This window comes from Streptomyces sp. NPDC006335 (assembly GCF_040612795.1).
Taxonomy (GTDB): Bacteria; Actinomycetota; Actinomycetes; order Streptomycetales; family Streptomycetaceae; genus Streptomyces.
The window spans coordinates 182,297-198,300 of the sequence record NZ_JBEXQX010000016.1; the positions used below are offsets into that span (position 1 = coordinate 182,297).

Genomic DNA, 16,004 nt, shown 5'->3' on the forward strand with positions numbered 1-16,004 from the left:
ATTGATCAGCAATCCCCCAACGCCCTTGAGTAAGGCGGAAGTCAGGATTCCACCGCCCGTCTTGTTGTCACGTACTCAACAAGGGGATGGTCGTCGCGGGTCGCCGCCCCCACCGGGAACCTCACCGGTGGTCCCCCACCGCAGGCCTCTGCAACCACTCTCTGGAGGCTTTACGTTGCGTACGTCCACCCCCAACACCCCCCACTCGTCCGGCAGATGGCGTCGATACGGCTCCGTCGCCGCGGCCACCGGCGCGCTGCTGTTCGCCGGCCTCGGCACCGCGGCGCACGCCGGCGCGGTCACCCCGACCACCACCCACAAGGTGAGCAGCAAGGCCATCGCGGCCGCTGTCGCCAAGGCACACGTGACGTACGAGAGCGCGTGTGGCACCACCCCGAAGAAGGGCTACGCCGCCTGCAACGCGCTGCGCGTCACCGGCGGCACCACCGCCTTCCAGGAGGAGCAGGCCGCGAAGAAGGGCACGAGCCCCGCGACCGTCTCCCCGAAGGCCACCTCCGCCACCCCGACCGGCTACGGCCCGAGCGACCTCCGGTCCGCGTACGGCCTGACCTCCGCCTCCGCCAACAACGGTGCCGGTCAGACCATCGCCATCGTCGACGCCTACGACGACCCGAACGCCGCCGCGGACCTGGCCACCTACCGCAGCTACTACGGCCTGCCGGCGTGCACGGTCGCCAACGGCTGCTTCAAGAAGGTCTCCCAGACCGGCTCCACGACCTCCCTGCCCACCGCCGACAGCGGCTGGGCCGGTGAGATCTCCCTCGACCTCGACATGGTCTCCGCCATCGCCCCGAACGCCAAGATCCTGCTGGTCGAGGCGAGTTCGTCGAGCATGGCCAACCTCGGCAAGGCGGTGAACGAGGCCGTCGCCCTGGGCGCCAAGTTCGTCTCCAACTCCTACGGCGGCTCCGAGTCCTCCTCGGACACCTCCTACGACTCCTCGTACTTCAACCACCCCGGCGTCGCCATCACCGTCTCCGCGGGCGACGAGGGCTACGGCGCCGAGTACCCGGCCGCCTCCAAGTACGTGACGTCGGTCGGCGGCACCGCCCTCAAGACCTCCTCCACCACCCGCGGCTGGACCGAGACGGTCTGGAAGACCAGCTCCACCGAGGGCACCGGCTCGGGCTGCTCCGCCTACGACGCCAAGCCGACCTGGCAGACCGACACCGGCTGCACCAAGCGCATGATCGCCGACGTCTCCGCCGTCGCCGACCCGGCCACCGGCGTCTCCGTCTACGACTCCTACGGTGCCGACGGCACCGGCTGGAACACCTACGGCGGCACCAGCGCCTCCGCCCCGATCATCGCGTCGGTGTACGCCCTCGCGGGCACCCCGGGCAGCAGCGACTACCCGGCCAAGTACCCCTACGCGCACACCTCCGCCCTCAACGACGTGACCTCCGGCAACAACGGCAGCTGCTCGACGAGCTACTTCTGCACCGCCAGGGCGGGCTACGACGGCCCCACCGGCCTCGGCACCCCGCAAGGCCTGGGCGCCTTCACCGGCTGAACAGGTCCATGAGTGTCCCCGTCGGGTCAACGGGGCGCCGCCCTTGAGAGGGGGACGTGGGGTCCCCTCGGCGGCACGACGGCAACGGGCCGCGACATCCGGTCGCGGCCCGTTCGCCGTTCCCACCCGAGTCAAGTGCCCACCGCCCGCAGTCCATCGAGCGGCCATGCGCGGGTAAGCCCGGGACAACTTTCGGTATGGCGAAGGTCAGAATTCCGGCCACTCCCTGTTGTCACGTACGGAACAAGGTGGACCGTCTTCGCAGGCCGCCGCCCGCCGCCGGGGACACCGCACCGACGGCACGCACCCGCACCGCCCCTGTTCCACCACCACCAGGAGGCTGCACCTTGCGTACCGACTTCCCCCACACCCGCCTGAGATGGCACCGCGCCGGCTCCGCCGCGGCCGCCACCGCCGCCCTCCTCCTCGCCGGCCTCGGCACCGCCGCCCACGCCGACGCCGCGAGCCCCACGAAGGTCACCTGGGCCGCGACCCCCTGCGCCACCCCCAAGAAGGCCGGCGAACTCGCCTGCGACTCCCTGCGCGTGACCGGCGGCACCACCGCCTTCCAGAAGGCCCACGGCATCACCCCGAAGGCGACCTCCGCCACCCCGACCGGCTACGGCCCGAGCGACCTCCGGTCCGCCTACGGCCTGACCTCCGCCTCCGCCTCCAACGGCTCCGGGCAGACCATCGCCATCGTCGACGCCTACAACGACCCCAACGCCGAGGCCGACCTCGCGAAGTACCGCTCGTACTACGGCCTGCCGGCCTGCACGACCGCCAACGGCTGCTTCAAGAAGGTCTCCCAGACCGGCTCCACGACCTCCCTGCCCCGAAGCGACGCCGGCTGGTCCGAGGAGATCTCCCTCGACCTCGACATGGTCTCCGCCATCGCCCCCAACGCCAAGATCCTGCTGGTCGAGGCCAAGTCCGCCACCATGGCCAACCTGGGCACCGCGGTGAACGAGGCCGTCTCCCTGGGCGCCAAGTTCGTCTCCAACTCCTACGGCGGCTCCGAGTCCTCCTCGGACACCTCCTACGACTCCTCCTACTTCAACCACCCGGGCGTCGCCATCACCGTCTCCGCCGGCGACGACGGGTACGGCGCCGAGTACCCGGCCGCCTCCAAGTACGTGACCTCGGTCGGCGGCACCGCGCTCTCCCCGTCCTCCACCTCCCGCGGCTGGACCGAGAGCGTCTGGAAGACCAGCTCCACCGAAGGCACCGGATCCGGCTGCTCCGCCTACGACACCAAGCCGACCTGGCAGACCGACACCGGCTGCACCAAGCGCATGATTTCGGACGTCTCCGCCGTCGCCGACCCGGCCACCGGCGTCTCCGTCTACGACTCCTACGGCGTCACCGCCGGCTTCTACACGTTCGGCGGCACCAGCGCCTCCGCCCCGATCATCGCGGCCGTCTACGCGCTGGCCGGCACACCCGGCAGCGGCGACTACCCGGCCCGGTACCCCTACGCGCACACGTCCGCCCTCAACGACGTGACCTCCGGCGACAACGGCAGCTGCTCGACGAGCTACTTCTGCACCGCCGGGTCGGGCTACGACGGCCCCACCGGCCTCGGCACCCCGGAAGGAGTAACCGCCTTCACCAACTGACTCTCCGTCAACGAGCGGGCCGCGGACTCCCCTACCGCGGCCCGTTCGTCATACCGGTGGCCCTCCGGGTTAGCCTTCACCCGCAGAACATCGGTGCCAGAAGCGCCGCAGGTCGTAAGAGGGGTCAACGACGGAACCACACGACAGGTTCCGCTCAGGCCTCATTGCCCGGCGTGACCTGCCGTGATACACAGAGTGACCAGACAGTCATTCGTACGAAACCCGCCGACCAAAGACGCCAAGTCGACATACGACGGCGGAATTGTCGGCGACAATGAGGCCTGACCTCTGCGCACACGCAGGGGAGACGGAACTACCCACCAGGGGCGGTGACTTACATGCTCTTTGCAGCCGACAAGGGAGACATCAACACCATCATCGGCGGGATCGCTCCGGACTGGGGCCCCTTCGGGGCACTGGGTACCGAGGCGAAGACGATGATCCAGGTCGTCATGGCGGTCGCCATCCTGCTCTGCCTCGGCATCGCCATCTGGGGCGCGGCCAAGCAGCGCATCGGCGCCACCGCCCTGCGGGACACCTTCAGCGCGGAACAGGGCAAGGGCCTGATCATCGCGGGCCTGACCGGCGTCTTCATCATCGGATCGCTGGGCACGCTCTTCACCATCGTGTACGGAATGGCCGTATAGCCGCCGCGTCCGGTCGACGCACCTCCGGTCCGGCCGGGCGCGCCCGGTACCCCCTCCACCCCACCCGTCCGCTGTGCCCACCGGCTGAGGTTGCGTTCCCCCGATGTCTCCGATCGCTCCGCTGACTCCCATGACTCTGATGCCGAGTCACCACACCGCGCCCGCGCGGGAACCAGCACGGCTACCGTCGTACCCGTACGCGTTTTCCCGCACTTTCCCGCACCACGTCGAGGGGGCGTAAGCGGCATGAGTCTCGGAGACGACCAGGAGGGCTCCAGCGGCTACGGCGGCACCGGCCAGACCCGCACGCACCTGCCGGGCGGCCCGGACGTGTACGGCGGCGCCCGCCGCTCCGGCCGCTCCTCCTCCCGGAGCCTGGTCACGGTGGTCGCCGTGGTCGTCCTCCTGATCGCCGCAATCGCCTTCGCGAACCGCGGAGAGGACGACCCGTCGACCTCGGCACAGGGGGCGGGGGGTCGGCCGAAGACCGCGCCCACGTCAGCCACCGGGCAGACGCCGGTACCGGCGAACGCGGGCAGTGTCCCGACGGGTTTCGCCCATGACGAGCAAGGGGCGCAGAGCGCGGCGGCCAACTACGCGGTGGCCCTGGGGTCCACCGGCATGTTCACCAAGACCACCCGCGACGCCCTCCTGCAGAGCATCATCACTCCCGCACGGCTCCCCGGCCTCGAGGCCGCGTTGGACAAGGCGTACACCCCCGAGTTCAACGAGACCCTGGGGCTGAGCAGAGAAGGCACCGCGCCCGCGGGCTACACCTTCGTCTCCCGCACCACCCCGATCGGCACGAAGGTCACCGAGACGTCCGCAGCCGCCACGACCGTCGACGTGTGGTGCGGCGGTCTCCTCGGGCTGGCGGGGGAGAACTCCACCAACCCGGTCACCAGCAGCTGGTTCACCATCACGATGAAACTGGAATGGACCAGCGACACCTGGAAGATCGTGACGCACTCCCAGAAGGACGGCCCGTCGCCCGTCCCGGGCGACGACAAGGCCTCCAGTGCCGACGAGATGGCGAAGGCCGTCGAGGAGTACGGAGGGTTCACCTATGCCCGTTAGCCGACGCGTACTCACCCTGGCCGGCGCCGCCGCCGGGCTCCAGGCCACGGCCGTGCTCATGGCCACGCGTGCCTTCGCGGCGCCCACTCCCAGCCCTTCGCCGAGCCCGTCCGAGAGCAGCGACTGCTCGCTGATCGCCCCTCCGGCCAGGGACTACTGCGAACAGGGTGGCGGTACCGGTGGATCCGGTGGTTCGACTCCCAGTCTCACCTCCACCCTCGACCCCATGGCCTCCCTCGCCAAAAGCTGTGCCAAGGCCGCCGCCTGGACCATCGGCAAGCTCAGCGAGGCGGTGAAGGAGACCGCGAACGTCGACTTCACCAACCAGAAGTTCCTCCAGCAGTACGCCGTCGTCTTCGCCGCGTCGACCATCCTCACCCTCCTCCTGTGGCTGCTCGCGGTAGCCAAGCGCGCGGTGCGAGGCGTCCCCCTCACCACCGCCATCAGCGAGGCGATCGGCTTCCTGTGGCTGACCGTGCTCGCGTCCGCCTTCACGCCCCTCATCCTCTACACCGTCGTCTCCGCCACCGACGGCGTCTCCGAGGTCCTCGCCAAAGCCACCGGCGACCAGACCGACACGTTCTTCGGCACCTTCTCCGGCGCCCTGGAGAAGGGCAACGACATCGGCGGCGGCCCGATCATGCTCATCGTCGTGTCCCTCGTGAGCATCCTCGCCGCCGGCGTCCTGTGGCTGGAGCTCGTCATCCGCGCCGCCCTCCTCTACGTCGGCGCCCTCCTCGGCACCGTCGTCTACGCCGGCCTCGTCGACAAGAACCTCTGGGGCCACGTCCGCCGCTGGGCCGGCATCATGATCGCCGTCATCCTGGTCAAACCGGTGATCGTCATCGTCCTCGGCCTCGCCGGCGCGCTCTCCTCCGACGACGGCCCCGACGCCTTCTCCGCCGTCGTCTCCGGCCTCGCCATCATCCTGCTCGCCATCTTCGCCAGCGCGATGATCTACCGTTTCGTCCCCGGTTTCGGCGACGAGATCGCCGGCTCCCGCAGCAACCGCATCATGCAGAACGCCGAGGGCAAGGCCGCCGCGGTCATCAGCTCCCCGGCCACCCTGGTCGCCCAGGGCATCAAGACCCACAGCTCCCGGGCCGACAACAACGGTCAGGCCTCCGGAGGTTCGGGCGCCCGCCCGAGCAACCCGGCGTCCGGCGGAGTCGCCGCCCACAGCTCGCGCACCCCGAACGGAGGCGGCGGATCTGTCCCCTCCGCCGCTCCCGCTCCCCGCGCGGGCTCTCCGGTGAACACCCCGCACGCCAGCAACACCCGCAACGGCAGCAGCAACAGCACAGGAGGTGACGGGCGTTGACGACCGAGTCCCACGTGTCGCATACGGTCACGCCCCGCCGTACATACCTCATCGGCCGCGCCCGGCCGAACGCGATCGTCGGCCGCAACCGCGAGACGGGCGAGATCGCGCTCATCATCGTGGGCGCGTTCCTCGGCATGATGTGCGGGCTCCTCGTCCCGGTCCTCTCCCTGCGCATCGTCCTGCTGATGGGCTTCCCGCTGCTGGCGCTCGCCGCGGTCTACGTGCCGTACAAGCGCCGCACGTTCTACAAGTGGTTCGAGATCAACCGCAGTTACAAGCGGACCCTGCGCCAGGGCACCACCTACCGCTCCTCCGTGATGGAGGCCGGCACCCACGTCGACGGCCGCGAGGTCGAGGTCGGCCCGCCGCCCGGCATCGGCCGGATCAACTGGCTCGCCGCCCCGTTCGGGCCCGACGAGATCGCCGTACTCCTGCACGCGGACCGCCGTACCGTCACCGCCGCCATCGAGATCGAGGGCCCCGGCGTCGGCCTGCGCGACTCCGAGGACCAGGAAGCCCTCGTCGACCGCTTCGGCACCCTCCTCAAGCACGTGGCCAACGGCGACGGCTTCGTCACCCGCCTCCAGATGCTCGCCCGCACCCTCCCCGCCGACCCGGACGCCCACGCCAAGGACGTCGCCATGCGCGGGGACGACAAGGCGCTGCCGTGGCTCCAGACGTCGTACGACCAACTCCAGTCGATGGTGTCGACCAGCAGCGAGCAGCACCGCGCGTACCTCGTCGCCTGCATGCACTACACCCGTGAACTGGCGGCCGAGGCCCACGCGATGGCCCGGGCGGCCCGCCCCCAGTCCGGCCGCAAGCTGGACAAGGACGCGGGTCTGGCCGTCGTCATGGCCCGCGAGCTCACCGACATCTGCTCGCGCCTCCAGGAGGCCGACATCCGGGTGCGCCAGCCCCTCGGCCAGGGCCGGCTGGCCTCACTGATCCACTCCATGTACGACCCGGACCACCCCATCGACCACATCCAGGCGATGACCAAGCGCAACGCCTGGCCGGCCGAACTCGACGCCATGGAGCCGACGTACCTCCAGGCCAAGACCCGGGAGTCCTCCACCCGCGCCCCCTGGTGCCACGCCACGGCCTGGGTGAAGGAGTGGCCGATGACCCCGGTGGGCGTCAACTTCCTCGCCCCGCTCCTCGTCCACACCCCGGACGTCATCCGCACGGTCGCCGTCACGATGGACCTCGAACCCACCGAGATCGCCATCGAACGCATGCTGACCGAGAAGACCAACGACGAGGCGGAGGCCAGCCGCGCCGCCAAGATGAACCGCACGATCGACCCCCGTGACGTGGCCGCCCACTCCCGCCTCGACCAGCGCGGCGAGGACCTCGCGAGCGGCGCGGCCGGGGTCAACCTGGTCGGCTACATCACCGTCTCCTCCCGCTCCCCCGAGGCCCTGGCCCGCGACAAGCGGACCATCCGGGCCTCGGCCGGAAAGTCGTACCTGAAACTGGAGTGGTGCGACCGCGAGCACCATCGCGCCTTCGTGAACACGCTTCCGTTCGCCACCGGCATCCGAAAGTAGGGGACCAAGCATGCGGGATCCGCTGTCCGTCCTCAGCGACGCCTTCACGTCCTTCCTCTTCGGAAAGGTCGAGACGACCCGCCTGCCGGTCCGCACCTCCACCGGTCAGGCGCAGGCGGTCTACCTCCCGACCGCCGCGCCGGGTCTCGGCGACTCGGGCGTGATCATCGGCCGTGAGGTGTACTCCGGCAAGGGCTACATCTACGACCCCTTCCAGCTCTACGGCCAGCAGCTCCCGGCCCCGCACTGGCTGGTCCTCGGCGAGTCCGGCAACGGCAAGTCGGCGCTGGAGAAGACCTACGTGCTGCGCCAGTTGCGCTTCCGCGACCGCCAAGTGGTCGTCCTGGACGCCCAGGGCGAGGACGGCGTCGGCGAATGGAACCTCATCGCGCAGGAGCTGGGGATAACTCCCATCCGCCTGGACCCGATGGCCGCCCTGGACATGGGGATCCGCCTCAACCCGCTCGACCCCGCGATCACCACGACCGGCCAGCTCGCCCTGCTGCGGACCATCATCGAGGTGGCGATGGGCCACGGCCTCGACGAGCGCTCGGGCTTCGCGCTCAAGGTCGCGCACGCCTACGTCAACGAGACGATCGTCGAACGCCAGCCGATCCTCACGGACATCGTGGAGCAGCTACGGCACCCCGAGCCCGAGTCGGCCGAGGCGATGAACGTCGACATAGAGGACGTCCGCGCATGGGGCCTGGACGTGGCCCTGGTCCTGGACCGCCTGGTCGACGGTGACCTGCGGGGTATGTTCGACGGCCCGACCACGGTCGGCATCGACCTGGACGCGCCGCTGATCGTCTTCGATTTGTCCCACATCGACCGCAACTCCATCGCCATGCCCATCCTCATGGCGATCGTCGGAGTTTGGCTGGAACACACCTGGATCCGCCCCGACCGCAAGAAGCGCATCTTCCTCGTGGAAGAGGCCTGGCACATCATCAACAGCCCCTTCGTCGCCCAGCTCTTCCAGCGCCTGCTGAAGTTCGGCCGCCGGCTCGGCCTGTCCTTCGTGGCGGTGGTCCACCACCTGTCCGACGTGGTGGACGGAGCGGCGGCGAAGGAAGCGGCCGCGATCCTGAAGATGGCCTCGACCCGCACGATCTACGCCCAGAAGGCCGACGAGGCACGGGCGACGGGCCGGGTCCTGGGCCTGCCCCGCTGGGCGGTCGAGATCATCCCGTCCCTCACCCCCGGCATCGCCGTCTGGGACGTCAACGGCAATGTCCAGGTGGTCAAACACCTGGTCACCGAGACGGAACGCCCCCTGGTCTTCACCGACCGCGCGATGACGGAGTCCTCCGCCGACCTCACCGACGACGCCCTGCGCGCCGCCGAACTGGAGGCGGAGGAGCGGGCGGCGGCCTTCGTGGAACAGCACATGGGCGACTCCGAGTCGACGGTGGCGTAGGAGGGGCGGGCAGTGGTGAGACCGGACGACCGCCGGCAGGGCGGTCAGGGAGGCCAGGGAGGCGTCCCGGACGGGCTGTTGGTCGGCATACTCGCCTTCCTCCTCGGCATGACCCTGCTGGTCTGGACGGCGACGGGCCTCGCGGGCCTGTTCGCGCGGGGCGACTGGCCCAAGGGCGTCACCTTCACCCGCACACCCCTCGCCATGCGCCACCTCATCGGCCACCCCCAGGACATCCCGGGCGCCTGGCCCGACACCCCGGCCGGCCAGCTCTCCGGCTACGGCCTGGTCTGGGGCCTGTTCATCGGCGAACTGCTGATCCTGATCGTCCTCACGATCTTCGTGATGGGAACCCTGGCCCGCTGGCGAGCGGTCCGCGCGCGGACGAGAGCGGAGAAACTGGCGGCACGGGCACGGCGATCAGAGGCTCCCGAAGAACCGATCCACGAGGTCCCGGCCCCCAGGCCTTCCGCAGAGCACCAGCCGGCCCCGACGGCACCGCTGCCCGCCCCCTTGCCGTCACCCATCGCGCAGCCGCAGCCGCAGCCGACATTGCCGCTTTCCGCGACGCAGCCGCAGCCGCAGCCTCAGGCGACTACGAATGCTGCACGGGTGGGCGGGTGGGAAACCCCCCGCGCCGAAGGCGCGATCCTCTACGCCCCACCAGCGACCCGCCACTCAACCGCCACCCAGACCATCAGGGACGCGGAAGGCCCCACCCTCGTAGTCACCTCGAACCCAGCCGTCTGGCAGGACACCAAGGACGCCCGAGCCAAACTCGGCCCGGTCCACGTCTACGACCCCACCCACCTCTGCGACACCCCGGCCCGCCTCCACTGGTCCCCCACCACCGGCTGCGAGACCAAGGAAACGGCCAAGGCACGAGCACAGGCCCTCCTCGCCCCCGTCCGCCCCACCGCGAAGATCGACCAGGCCGTGGCCGACACCGCCGAAACGCTCCTGCGCAGCTACCTCCACGCGGCGGCCATAGACTCCCGCACCATCCGCCACGTCCACCGCTGGTGCCAGGGCACGCAGGTCCAGGACGCCGTGAAAACCCTCCGCACCAACCCGAAGGCAGCCCCCGGCGCGGCGGGCGAGCTCGAAGCAGCCCTCACAGCCCACCCAGAACGCCGGGACATCGCCCAGGAACTGACGACCCGAGCCCTCTCCGCCCTCTTCACGGTCAACATCCGCGAGGCATGCACTCCCAACCGAAATGATGCCCTCGCCTTGGATTCCTTCGTCGATGAAGGGGGCACGCTTTATGTGGTCGGTGAATCCATCGAGGACCCCAGGACGAATCCGGGCGCGATGCCCCTCCTGACGGCCCTCGCCTCAAGCGTGGTCGAGCGTGGCCGGCGCATGGCCGAACGGTCATCCTCCGGTCGCCTCGACCCACCACTCACGCTCGTCCTGGACGACGTCGCCGCCGTGGCCCCGCTTCCCCAGCTCCCGGAGCTGCTGGCCGCCGGAGCGGACCGGGGGCTACCGACCCTGGCCCTGCTCCGGTCCCGCGAACAGGCCCGCACCCGCTGGCCGGACGCGGACCTCCCGACGTAGCGCTCAGAAGTCGTACACGACCCAGTCGACGGCCGGCACATAGCCGAGCCTCCGATAGAGGGCGTTGCTCGTGGGGTTGGCCGCGTCCGTGAACAGCACGACGTCCGTGGCGCCCGCCGCCAGCGCGGCCCGGCTCACCTCGGCGGTCACGGCACCCGCGTATCCCCGGCCACGCAGAGGAGCCGGCGTGTACACGGGGTCCACCTGCACCAGCCCGGCGATCATCGGGTTCGCGCCCGCCAGGGAGACGGGCGTGCCGTCCGGGGTCTCCCAGAACGTGTAGTTCTTGTCGGCGAACCGGGTGCCCGCCCAGGTGTCGGCGTCGATGGTGACGGCCTCCCCCACGTCCGCGGCGAACCCCCGGCACAGGTCCATGAGTTGCTCATGGTCCCGCTCCCCCACGGGCCGTCCCCGCCCCGCCGGTAGCGGATCCGGCGGCACGAGCGTGCCGAGGCGGCGCAGACAGAGCCGCACCCGCACCCGCGGTGCCTCCCTCGCCCCCGCGTGCCGCTGCCACGCCTCGGCGAACACGGCGGCGGTCCCGTCGTCCGCGCTGACCGAGGGCACGGAGTGGCCGAGCGCGACCAGACGGGCGGCGAGGGCCTCGGCCTGCTCCGCGGTGAGCGGACTCAGGCCCAGGCCGCGCCGGGGCGACAGCCGGTAGAAGGTCGCGTGCACCTCACCGGCCCGCTCCAGCAGGCCGAACACGGCCCCCTCCGCGTCGTACGCGGCCGCCCCGCGTGCGCGCAGTCGCGCCGTCCAGGTGAGCTGCATGAGGTGCGGAACGGGGCGCGAGCGCAGGAACTCCCCGGCCCGGGCGAGGAATTCGTCGATGTCTTCGGTGAGGTGCCAGTGCCAGTCATCGGAATGCATGCTTCATGATCCCCGACCGACCCGGTGGAGGAAGGGCCAGAACTCAGCCCCGCTCCAGCGCGAACTCCAGCTCGGACTCCCCAGGTGCCCCCGTCAGCGCCATGACGACACCCGTGGGCTCGAACCCCACCTTGCGGTAGAACCGCTGCGCCCGCCCGTTCTCCTCGTGCACGATCAGCCGCACCCGCTCGGCCCCGTGCGCCCACGCCCACTCCACGGCGGCGTCGAACAGCACATCGGTGAGCCCGCTCCCGCGTTCCTCGGGCCGTACGAACACCCCGACGAGATGCCCCTGCTTCCGCTCGACCGGAAACCCGGCCCAGTCCGTGGTCCCGGGCTCCTCCAGCAGCACCGTCACCGTCCCGACCCACTGCCCGTCCGGCGCCTCGGCGATCACCATCTGGGCCCCGTCGGCCCCTTCGGCACCCTTGGCCGTGCGCTCCCGCCAGTAGGAGTCGGGCCGTACGACGGCCTCCTCGTAGGTCTCCATGAAGGCGAGGGGCGCCACCGGATCCTGAAGTGCCGCGAGCCGCAACTCCTTCGCGGCGGGCCACTCGTCGGCGCGGACGGACCGGATCACGTAGCTCATGCGGGCCACAGTAGTACCCGGGTACTACCCGCCTCACCTGGAATACTGCCCGCGGTCCGACGCCCGGCGCCCCCGCCCGCACGAGCATCGAAGCATGATTACGGCACAGGACCTCACCAAACGCTACGGCGACAGAACCGCGGTGGCCGACCTGTCCTTCACCGTCCGCCCGGGAACCGTCACCGGCTTCCTCGGCCCGAACGGCGCCGGCAAGTCCACCACCATGCGCCTGATCCTCGGCCTGGACGCCCCGACCCACGGCCACGCCACCGTCGGCGGCCGCGCCTACGCCACCCACCCCGCGCCCCTCACCGAGGTCGGCGCGCTCCTGGAGGCCCGCTCGGTCCACCCCGGCCGCACCGCCCACCACCACCTGCGCACCCTCGCCCTCACCCACGGCATCCCCCGCTCCCGCGTCGACCAGGTCCTGGACCTCACGGGCCTGACCGAGGTCGCGCACCGCAGGGTCAAGGGCTTCTCCCTCGGCATGGGCCAACGCCTGGGCATCGCGGCCGCGTTGCTCGGCGACCCGGCCGTCCTCGTCCTCGACGAACCGGTCAACGGCCTCGACCCCGAGGGCGTCCTGTGGATCCGCAACCTCCTCAAGTCCCTGGCCGCGGAAGGCCGTACGGTCCTCGTCTCCTCCCACCTGATGAGCGAGATGGCCCTCACCGCCGACCACCTGGTCATCATCGGCCGCGGCCGCCTCCTCGCCGACACCACGGTCGACGACTTCGTACGGCAGTCCGGCGCGGGCACGGTCAAGGTCGTCACCCCGCAGGCCCCCGCCCTCGTACGGCTGCTCGCCGCGCCCGGAGTCGAAGCGATCCCGACCGCTCCCGAAACCCTGGAGGTCCGCGGCACCGACGCCCGCCACATCGGCCGCACCGCGGCGGCCCACGCCATCCCGCTCTACGAACTCACGCCCAGCCACGTCTCGTTGGAGGAGGCCTTCATGGACCTCACCCACGACTCGGTCGAGTTCACGACCCCTTTGGAAGGAGCGACGGCATGACCGCCACGACACCGGCCTACCGTGTCACCCCGGCCCGAGTCCTGCGCTCGGAGTGGCACAAGCTCTGGACCCTGCGTTCCACCTGGATCACCCTCATCGCCACCAGCGCTCTGACCGTCGCCATGGGTGTCGGCATCAGCGCCGCCTACGACAGCGGCGACGGCGCCCAGATGGACACGGTCGTCCTGGTCCTCCTGGGCACCCAGTTCGCCCAGGTCAACCTGGGGGTACTGGCCATCCTCTCGACCGCAGGCGAGTACTCGACCGGCCAGATCCGCGCCACGATGACCGCGGTACCCACCCGCCTGCCCGTCCTGTGGTCGAAGGCCGCGGTCCTGGCCACGATCGCCTTCGTCCTCAGCCTGTGGACGAACCTCCTCACCTTCCCGCTCGCCCAGTCCTTCCTCGCCGGCAGCGAGCACGAGTCCGCCCTCGGCGACCCGGGCGTCCTGCGCGCCCTCACCGGCAACGCGGCCGGCCTCGCCCTCCTCACCGTCCTGGCCCTGGGCCTCGGCGCGGTGGCCCGCTCGGTCCCGATCGCGACGGGCGCCTTCATCGGCCTGGTCATGATCCTCCCCGAGGTCCTGGCCATGCTCCCGTACGCCGTCGTCGACGACGCCGTACGCCACTTCCCCGGCCGCGCCATGGAGACCCTCACCACCGCGGACACGGCTTCCTCAGGAAGCGCCCTGCTGGCCATGTCCCTGTGGGCGGCGGCCTCCCTGACGGCGGCCGCGGTGCTGCTGAAGCGACGGGACGTCTGACGGATGACGGCCGAAGCCCTCACCATGGACCCCGTGGCGGAAGAACGGGTGGCGGAACCCCTCACCGAGTACGTCCAGCGCGTCACCAGGCGGGTGCGCGCCTTCGACCGGCGCCACCCTCTCCTGTGGGACCTGCACCTGACCGGCTTCTGGGTGACGGCGGCCCTCATCGACTACCTCGGCGACGGCTGGCGCAGCATCGCCCGCGACACCGACGTCCCCGCCGGCCTGCTCCTCACCCTGAGCCTGGGCCTGTCCGTCCCCCTCCTCTGGCGCCGCAGCCACCCCCGCACGGTCCTCCTCGCCCTCACCCCGTTCGCCCTGGCCAACGCCTGGACCGGAGCCGTGCTCCAGGCGGCCATGCTCCAGATGCTGGTCGTCTTCCACATCGCCCTGCGCCGCCCCCACCGCTCCCTGTGGTGGGCGCTGCCAGTCGTCCTGGCCCCCGTCACCGTGATCGCCGTACGCCATCCCCACGGCAGCGCCGACCAGGAGATCCTCCCGACCCTGCTGACCTTCGTCTCGGCGGCGGCCATCGGCATCACGGTCCGCACCCGCCGCAACTACACCGAGGCCCTGGAGGACCGCGCCCACCGCCTGGAGATCGAACGCGACCAGCAGGCCCGCCTCTCCGCCGCCGCCGAACGCGCCCGCATAGCCCGCGAGATGCACGACATCATCGGCCACAACCTCTCCGTCATCACGGGCCTGGCCGACGGCGGCCGCTACGCCGCCCGCAAGTCCCCCGACCGCGCGGCCGAAGCCCTGACCGCCATCTCCACGACCAGCCGCCAGGCCCTCACCGAACTCCGCCGCCTCCTGGACGTCCTGCGCGAAGACGACCCCCCGGAAGCCGCGCTGACCCCCCAGCCCGCCCTGTCCGACCTCGACCCCCTCATCGAGGGCGTACGCAGCGCGGGCCTCCCCGTCCACACCACCGTCCACGGCACCCCGACCCTCCCCCCGGGCCGCCAGCTCACCGTCTACCGGGTCGTCCAGGAAGCCCTCACCAACACCCTCAAACACGCGGGCCCCGGCGCCACCTCGACCATCGAGATCTCCTACGACGAAGGCGGCGCCGTCACCGTCACGGTCACCGACACCGGCCGCGGAGGCGACCCCATCAGCACCGACGGCCGAGGACTTCCCGGCATGCGCGAACGAACGTCCCTGTACGGCGGCACACTTGAGGCCGGTCCCCGCCGCCGGCCCGAACAAGGCTGGCGCGTCCGCCTGCACCTCCCGGAGGAAACCCCGCAGTGACCACCGTCCTGATCGCCGACGACCAGCCCCTCCAGCGCTTCGGCTTCCGCATGCTGCTGGAGAGCCAGGACGACCTGACGATCCTCGGCGAGGCGGCCAACGGCTCCGAGGCGGTCCGCATGACGGCCGAGTTGCACCCCGACGTGGTCTTGATGGACGTCCGCATGCCCGGCCTGGACGGCATCGAGGCCACCCGCCGCATCATCGCCACCGGCGACCGCACCCGCGTCCTCATCCTCACGACCTTCGACCTCGACGAGTACGCCTACGCCGGCCTCCGCGCCGGAGCCTCGGGCTTCCTGGTCAAGGACGCCCAGCCGGAGGACCTCCTGTCGGGCATCCGCGCGGTGGCGACCGGCGACGCGGTGGTCGCCCCGAGCCTCACTCGCCGCCTTCTGGACGCCTACGCACACCATCTGCCAACGGGAACCCAGACCGCGGCGGAACAGGACGACCCGCGCCTCGCACCCCTCACCGAGCGGGAACGCGAAATCCTCACAGTCATCGGCAAGGGCTGGACGAACACGGAGATTGCCACCCGCCTGCACCTGGCGGAGTCGACGGTGAAAACCCATGTGGGCCGCATCCTCGCGAAGACGGGCTCCCGCGACCGCATCCAGGCGGTGATCCTGGCGTACGAAACAAAGCTGGTGAAATGAAATCGCTTGGAACGCAGAAAACCCCCGTGCCGAATGGCACGGGGGTTTTCTCAATAATTGTTCGGCGGTGTCCTACTCTCCCACAGGGTCCCCCCTGCAGTACC

Annotated in this window: 14 protein-coding genes; 12 read left to right on the forward strand and 2 right to left on the reverse strand. The window is 70.6% G+C overall.

The window, feature by feature from the left end:
- The first annotated feature begins 175 nt into the window (after window positions 1-175).
- The 8 genes from ABZ098_RS34620 (at window position 176) to ABZ098_RS34655 (ending at window position 10,737) form a co-directional block, all read left to right on the forward strand.
- On the forward strand, window positions 176-1,534 hold the full coding sequence (locus ABZ098_RS34620) for a S53 family peptidase (protein ID WP_356597690.1): 1,359 nt from the start codon (window positions 176-178) through the stop codon (window positions 1,532-1,534).
- Between the two features lie 347 nt (window positions 1,535-1,881).
- A complete protein-coding gene (locus tag ABZ098_RS34625; RefSeq protein WP_356597691.1) occupies window positions 1,882-3,153 on the forward strand; it encodes a S53 family peptidase in 1,272 nt (423 codons plus the stop codon).
- Window positions 3,154-3,491: 338 nt separating this feature from the next.
- A complete protein-coding gene (locus tag ABZ098_RS34630) occupies window positions 3,492-3,800 on the forward strand; it encodes a hypothetical protein (protein WP_007383036.1) in 309 nt (102 codons plus the stop codon).
- Window positions 3,801-4,046: 246 nt separating this feature from the next.
- Window positions 4,047-4,877 carry a hypothetical protein gene (locus ABZ098_RS34635; RefSeq protein WP_356597692.1) on the forward strand — a complete coding sequence of 277 codons (831 nt, stop codon included), beginning with the start codon at window positions 4,047-4,049 and terminating at the stop codon, window positions 4,875-4,877.
- Entirely contained in the window at window positions 4,867-6,198 is a 1,332-nt protein-coding gene (locus ABZ098_RS34640; RefSeq protein ID WP_356597693.1) for a hypothetical protein, read from the forward strand. The genes ABZ098_RS34635 and ABZ098_RS34640 overlap by 11 nt, the downstream gene beginning before the upstream one ends.
- Entirely contained in the window at window positions 6,195-7,754 is a 1,560-nt protein-coding gene (locus ABZ098_RS34645; protein ID WP_356597694.1) for an SCO6880 family protein, read from the forward strand. Before ABZ098_RS34640 ends, ABZ098_RS34645 begins: the two co-directional genes overlap by 4 nt.
- 10 nt (window positions 7,755-7,764) lie before the next feature.
- Entirely contained in the window at window positions 7,765-9,174 is a 1,410-nt protein-coding gene (locus ABZ098_RS34650) for an ATP-binding protein (protein WP_280850670.1), read from the forward strand.
- A 15-nt stretch (window positions 9,175-9,189) separates the two neighbouring features.
- Window positions 9,190-10,737: a type IV secretory system conjugative DNA transfer family protein gene (locus tag ABZ098_RS34655; RefSeq protein ID WP_356597708.1), complete on the forward strand. Its 1,548-nt coding sequence runs from the start codon at window positions 9,190-9,192 to the stop codon at window positions 10,735-10,737.
- Window positions 10,738-10,740: 3 nt separating this feature from the next.
- Here ABZ098_RS34655 and ABZ098_RS34660 read toward each other — a convergent pair whose 3' ends face one another.
- On the reverse strand, window positions 10,741-11,610 hold the full coding sequence (locus ABZ098_RS34660; RefSeq protein WP_356597695.1) for a GNAT family N-acetyltransferase: 870 nt from the start codon (window positions 11,608-11,610) through the stop codon (window positions 10,741-10,743).
- A gap of 43 nt (window positions 11,611-11,653) precedes the next feature.
- Window positions 11,654-12,199, reverse strand: a complete 546-nt coding sequence (locus ABZ098_RS34665) for a GNAT family N-acetyltransferase (RefSeq protein WP_356597696.1) — start codon at window positions 12,197-12,199, stop codon at window positions 11,654-11,656.
- Window positions 12,200-12,293: 94 nt separating this feature from the next.
- Here ABZ098_RS34665 and ABZ098_RS34670 point away from each other — a divergent pair, with 94 nt between their 5' ends.
- Genes ABZ098_RS34670 through ABZ098_RS34685 form a run of 4 tightly spaced genes read left to right on the forward strand, consistent with a single transcriptional unit; the run spans window position 12,294 to window position 15,900 of the window.
- Window positions 12,294-13,214, forward strand: a complete 921-nt coding sequence (locus ABZ098_RS34670) for an ABC transporter ATP-binding protein (protein WP_356597697.1) — start codon at window positions 12,294-12,296, stop codon at window positions 13,212-13,214.
- Window positions 13,211-13,978 carry an ABC transporter permease gene (locus ABZ098_RS34675; RefSeq protein ID WP_356597698.1) on the forward strand — a complete coding sequence of 256 codons (768 nt, stop codon included), beginning with the start codon at window positions 13,211-13,213 and terminating at the stop codon, window positions 13,976-13,978. Before ABZ098_RS34670 ends, ABZ098_RS34675 begins: the two co-directional genes overlap by 4 nt.
- A 3-nt stretch (window positions 13,979-13,981) precedes the next feature.
- Window positions 13,982-15,241 (forward strand): histidine kinase, encoded by a 1,260-nt coding sequence (locus tag ABZ098_RS34680; protein ID WP_356597699.1) that lies wholly within the window; start codon window positions 13,982-13,984, stop codon window positions 15,239-15,241.
- Window positions 15,238-15,900, forward strand: coding sequence for a response regulator transcription factor (locus ABZ098_RS34685; protein WP_356597700.1), 663 nt, complete (start codon window positions 15,238-15,240; stop codon window positions 15,898-15,900). The genes ABZ098_RS34680 and ABZ098_RS34685 overlap by 4 nt, the downstream gene beginning before the upstream one ends.
- Window positions 15,901-16,004: the final 104 nt, after the last annotated feature.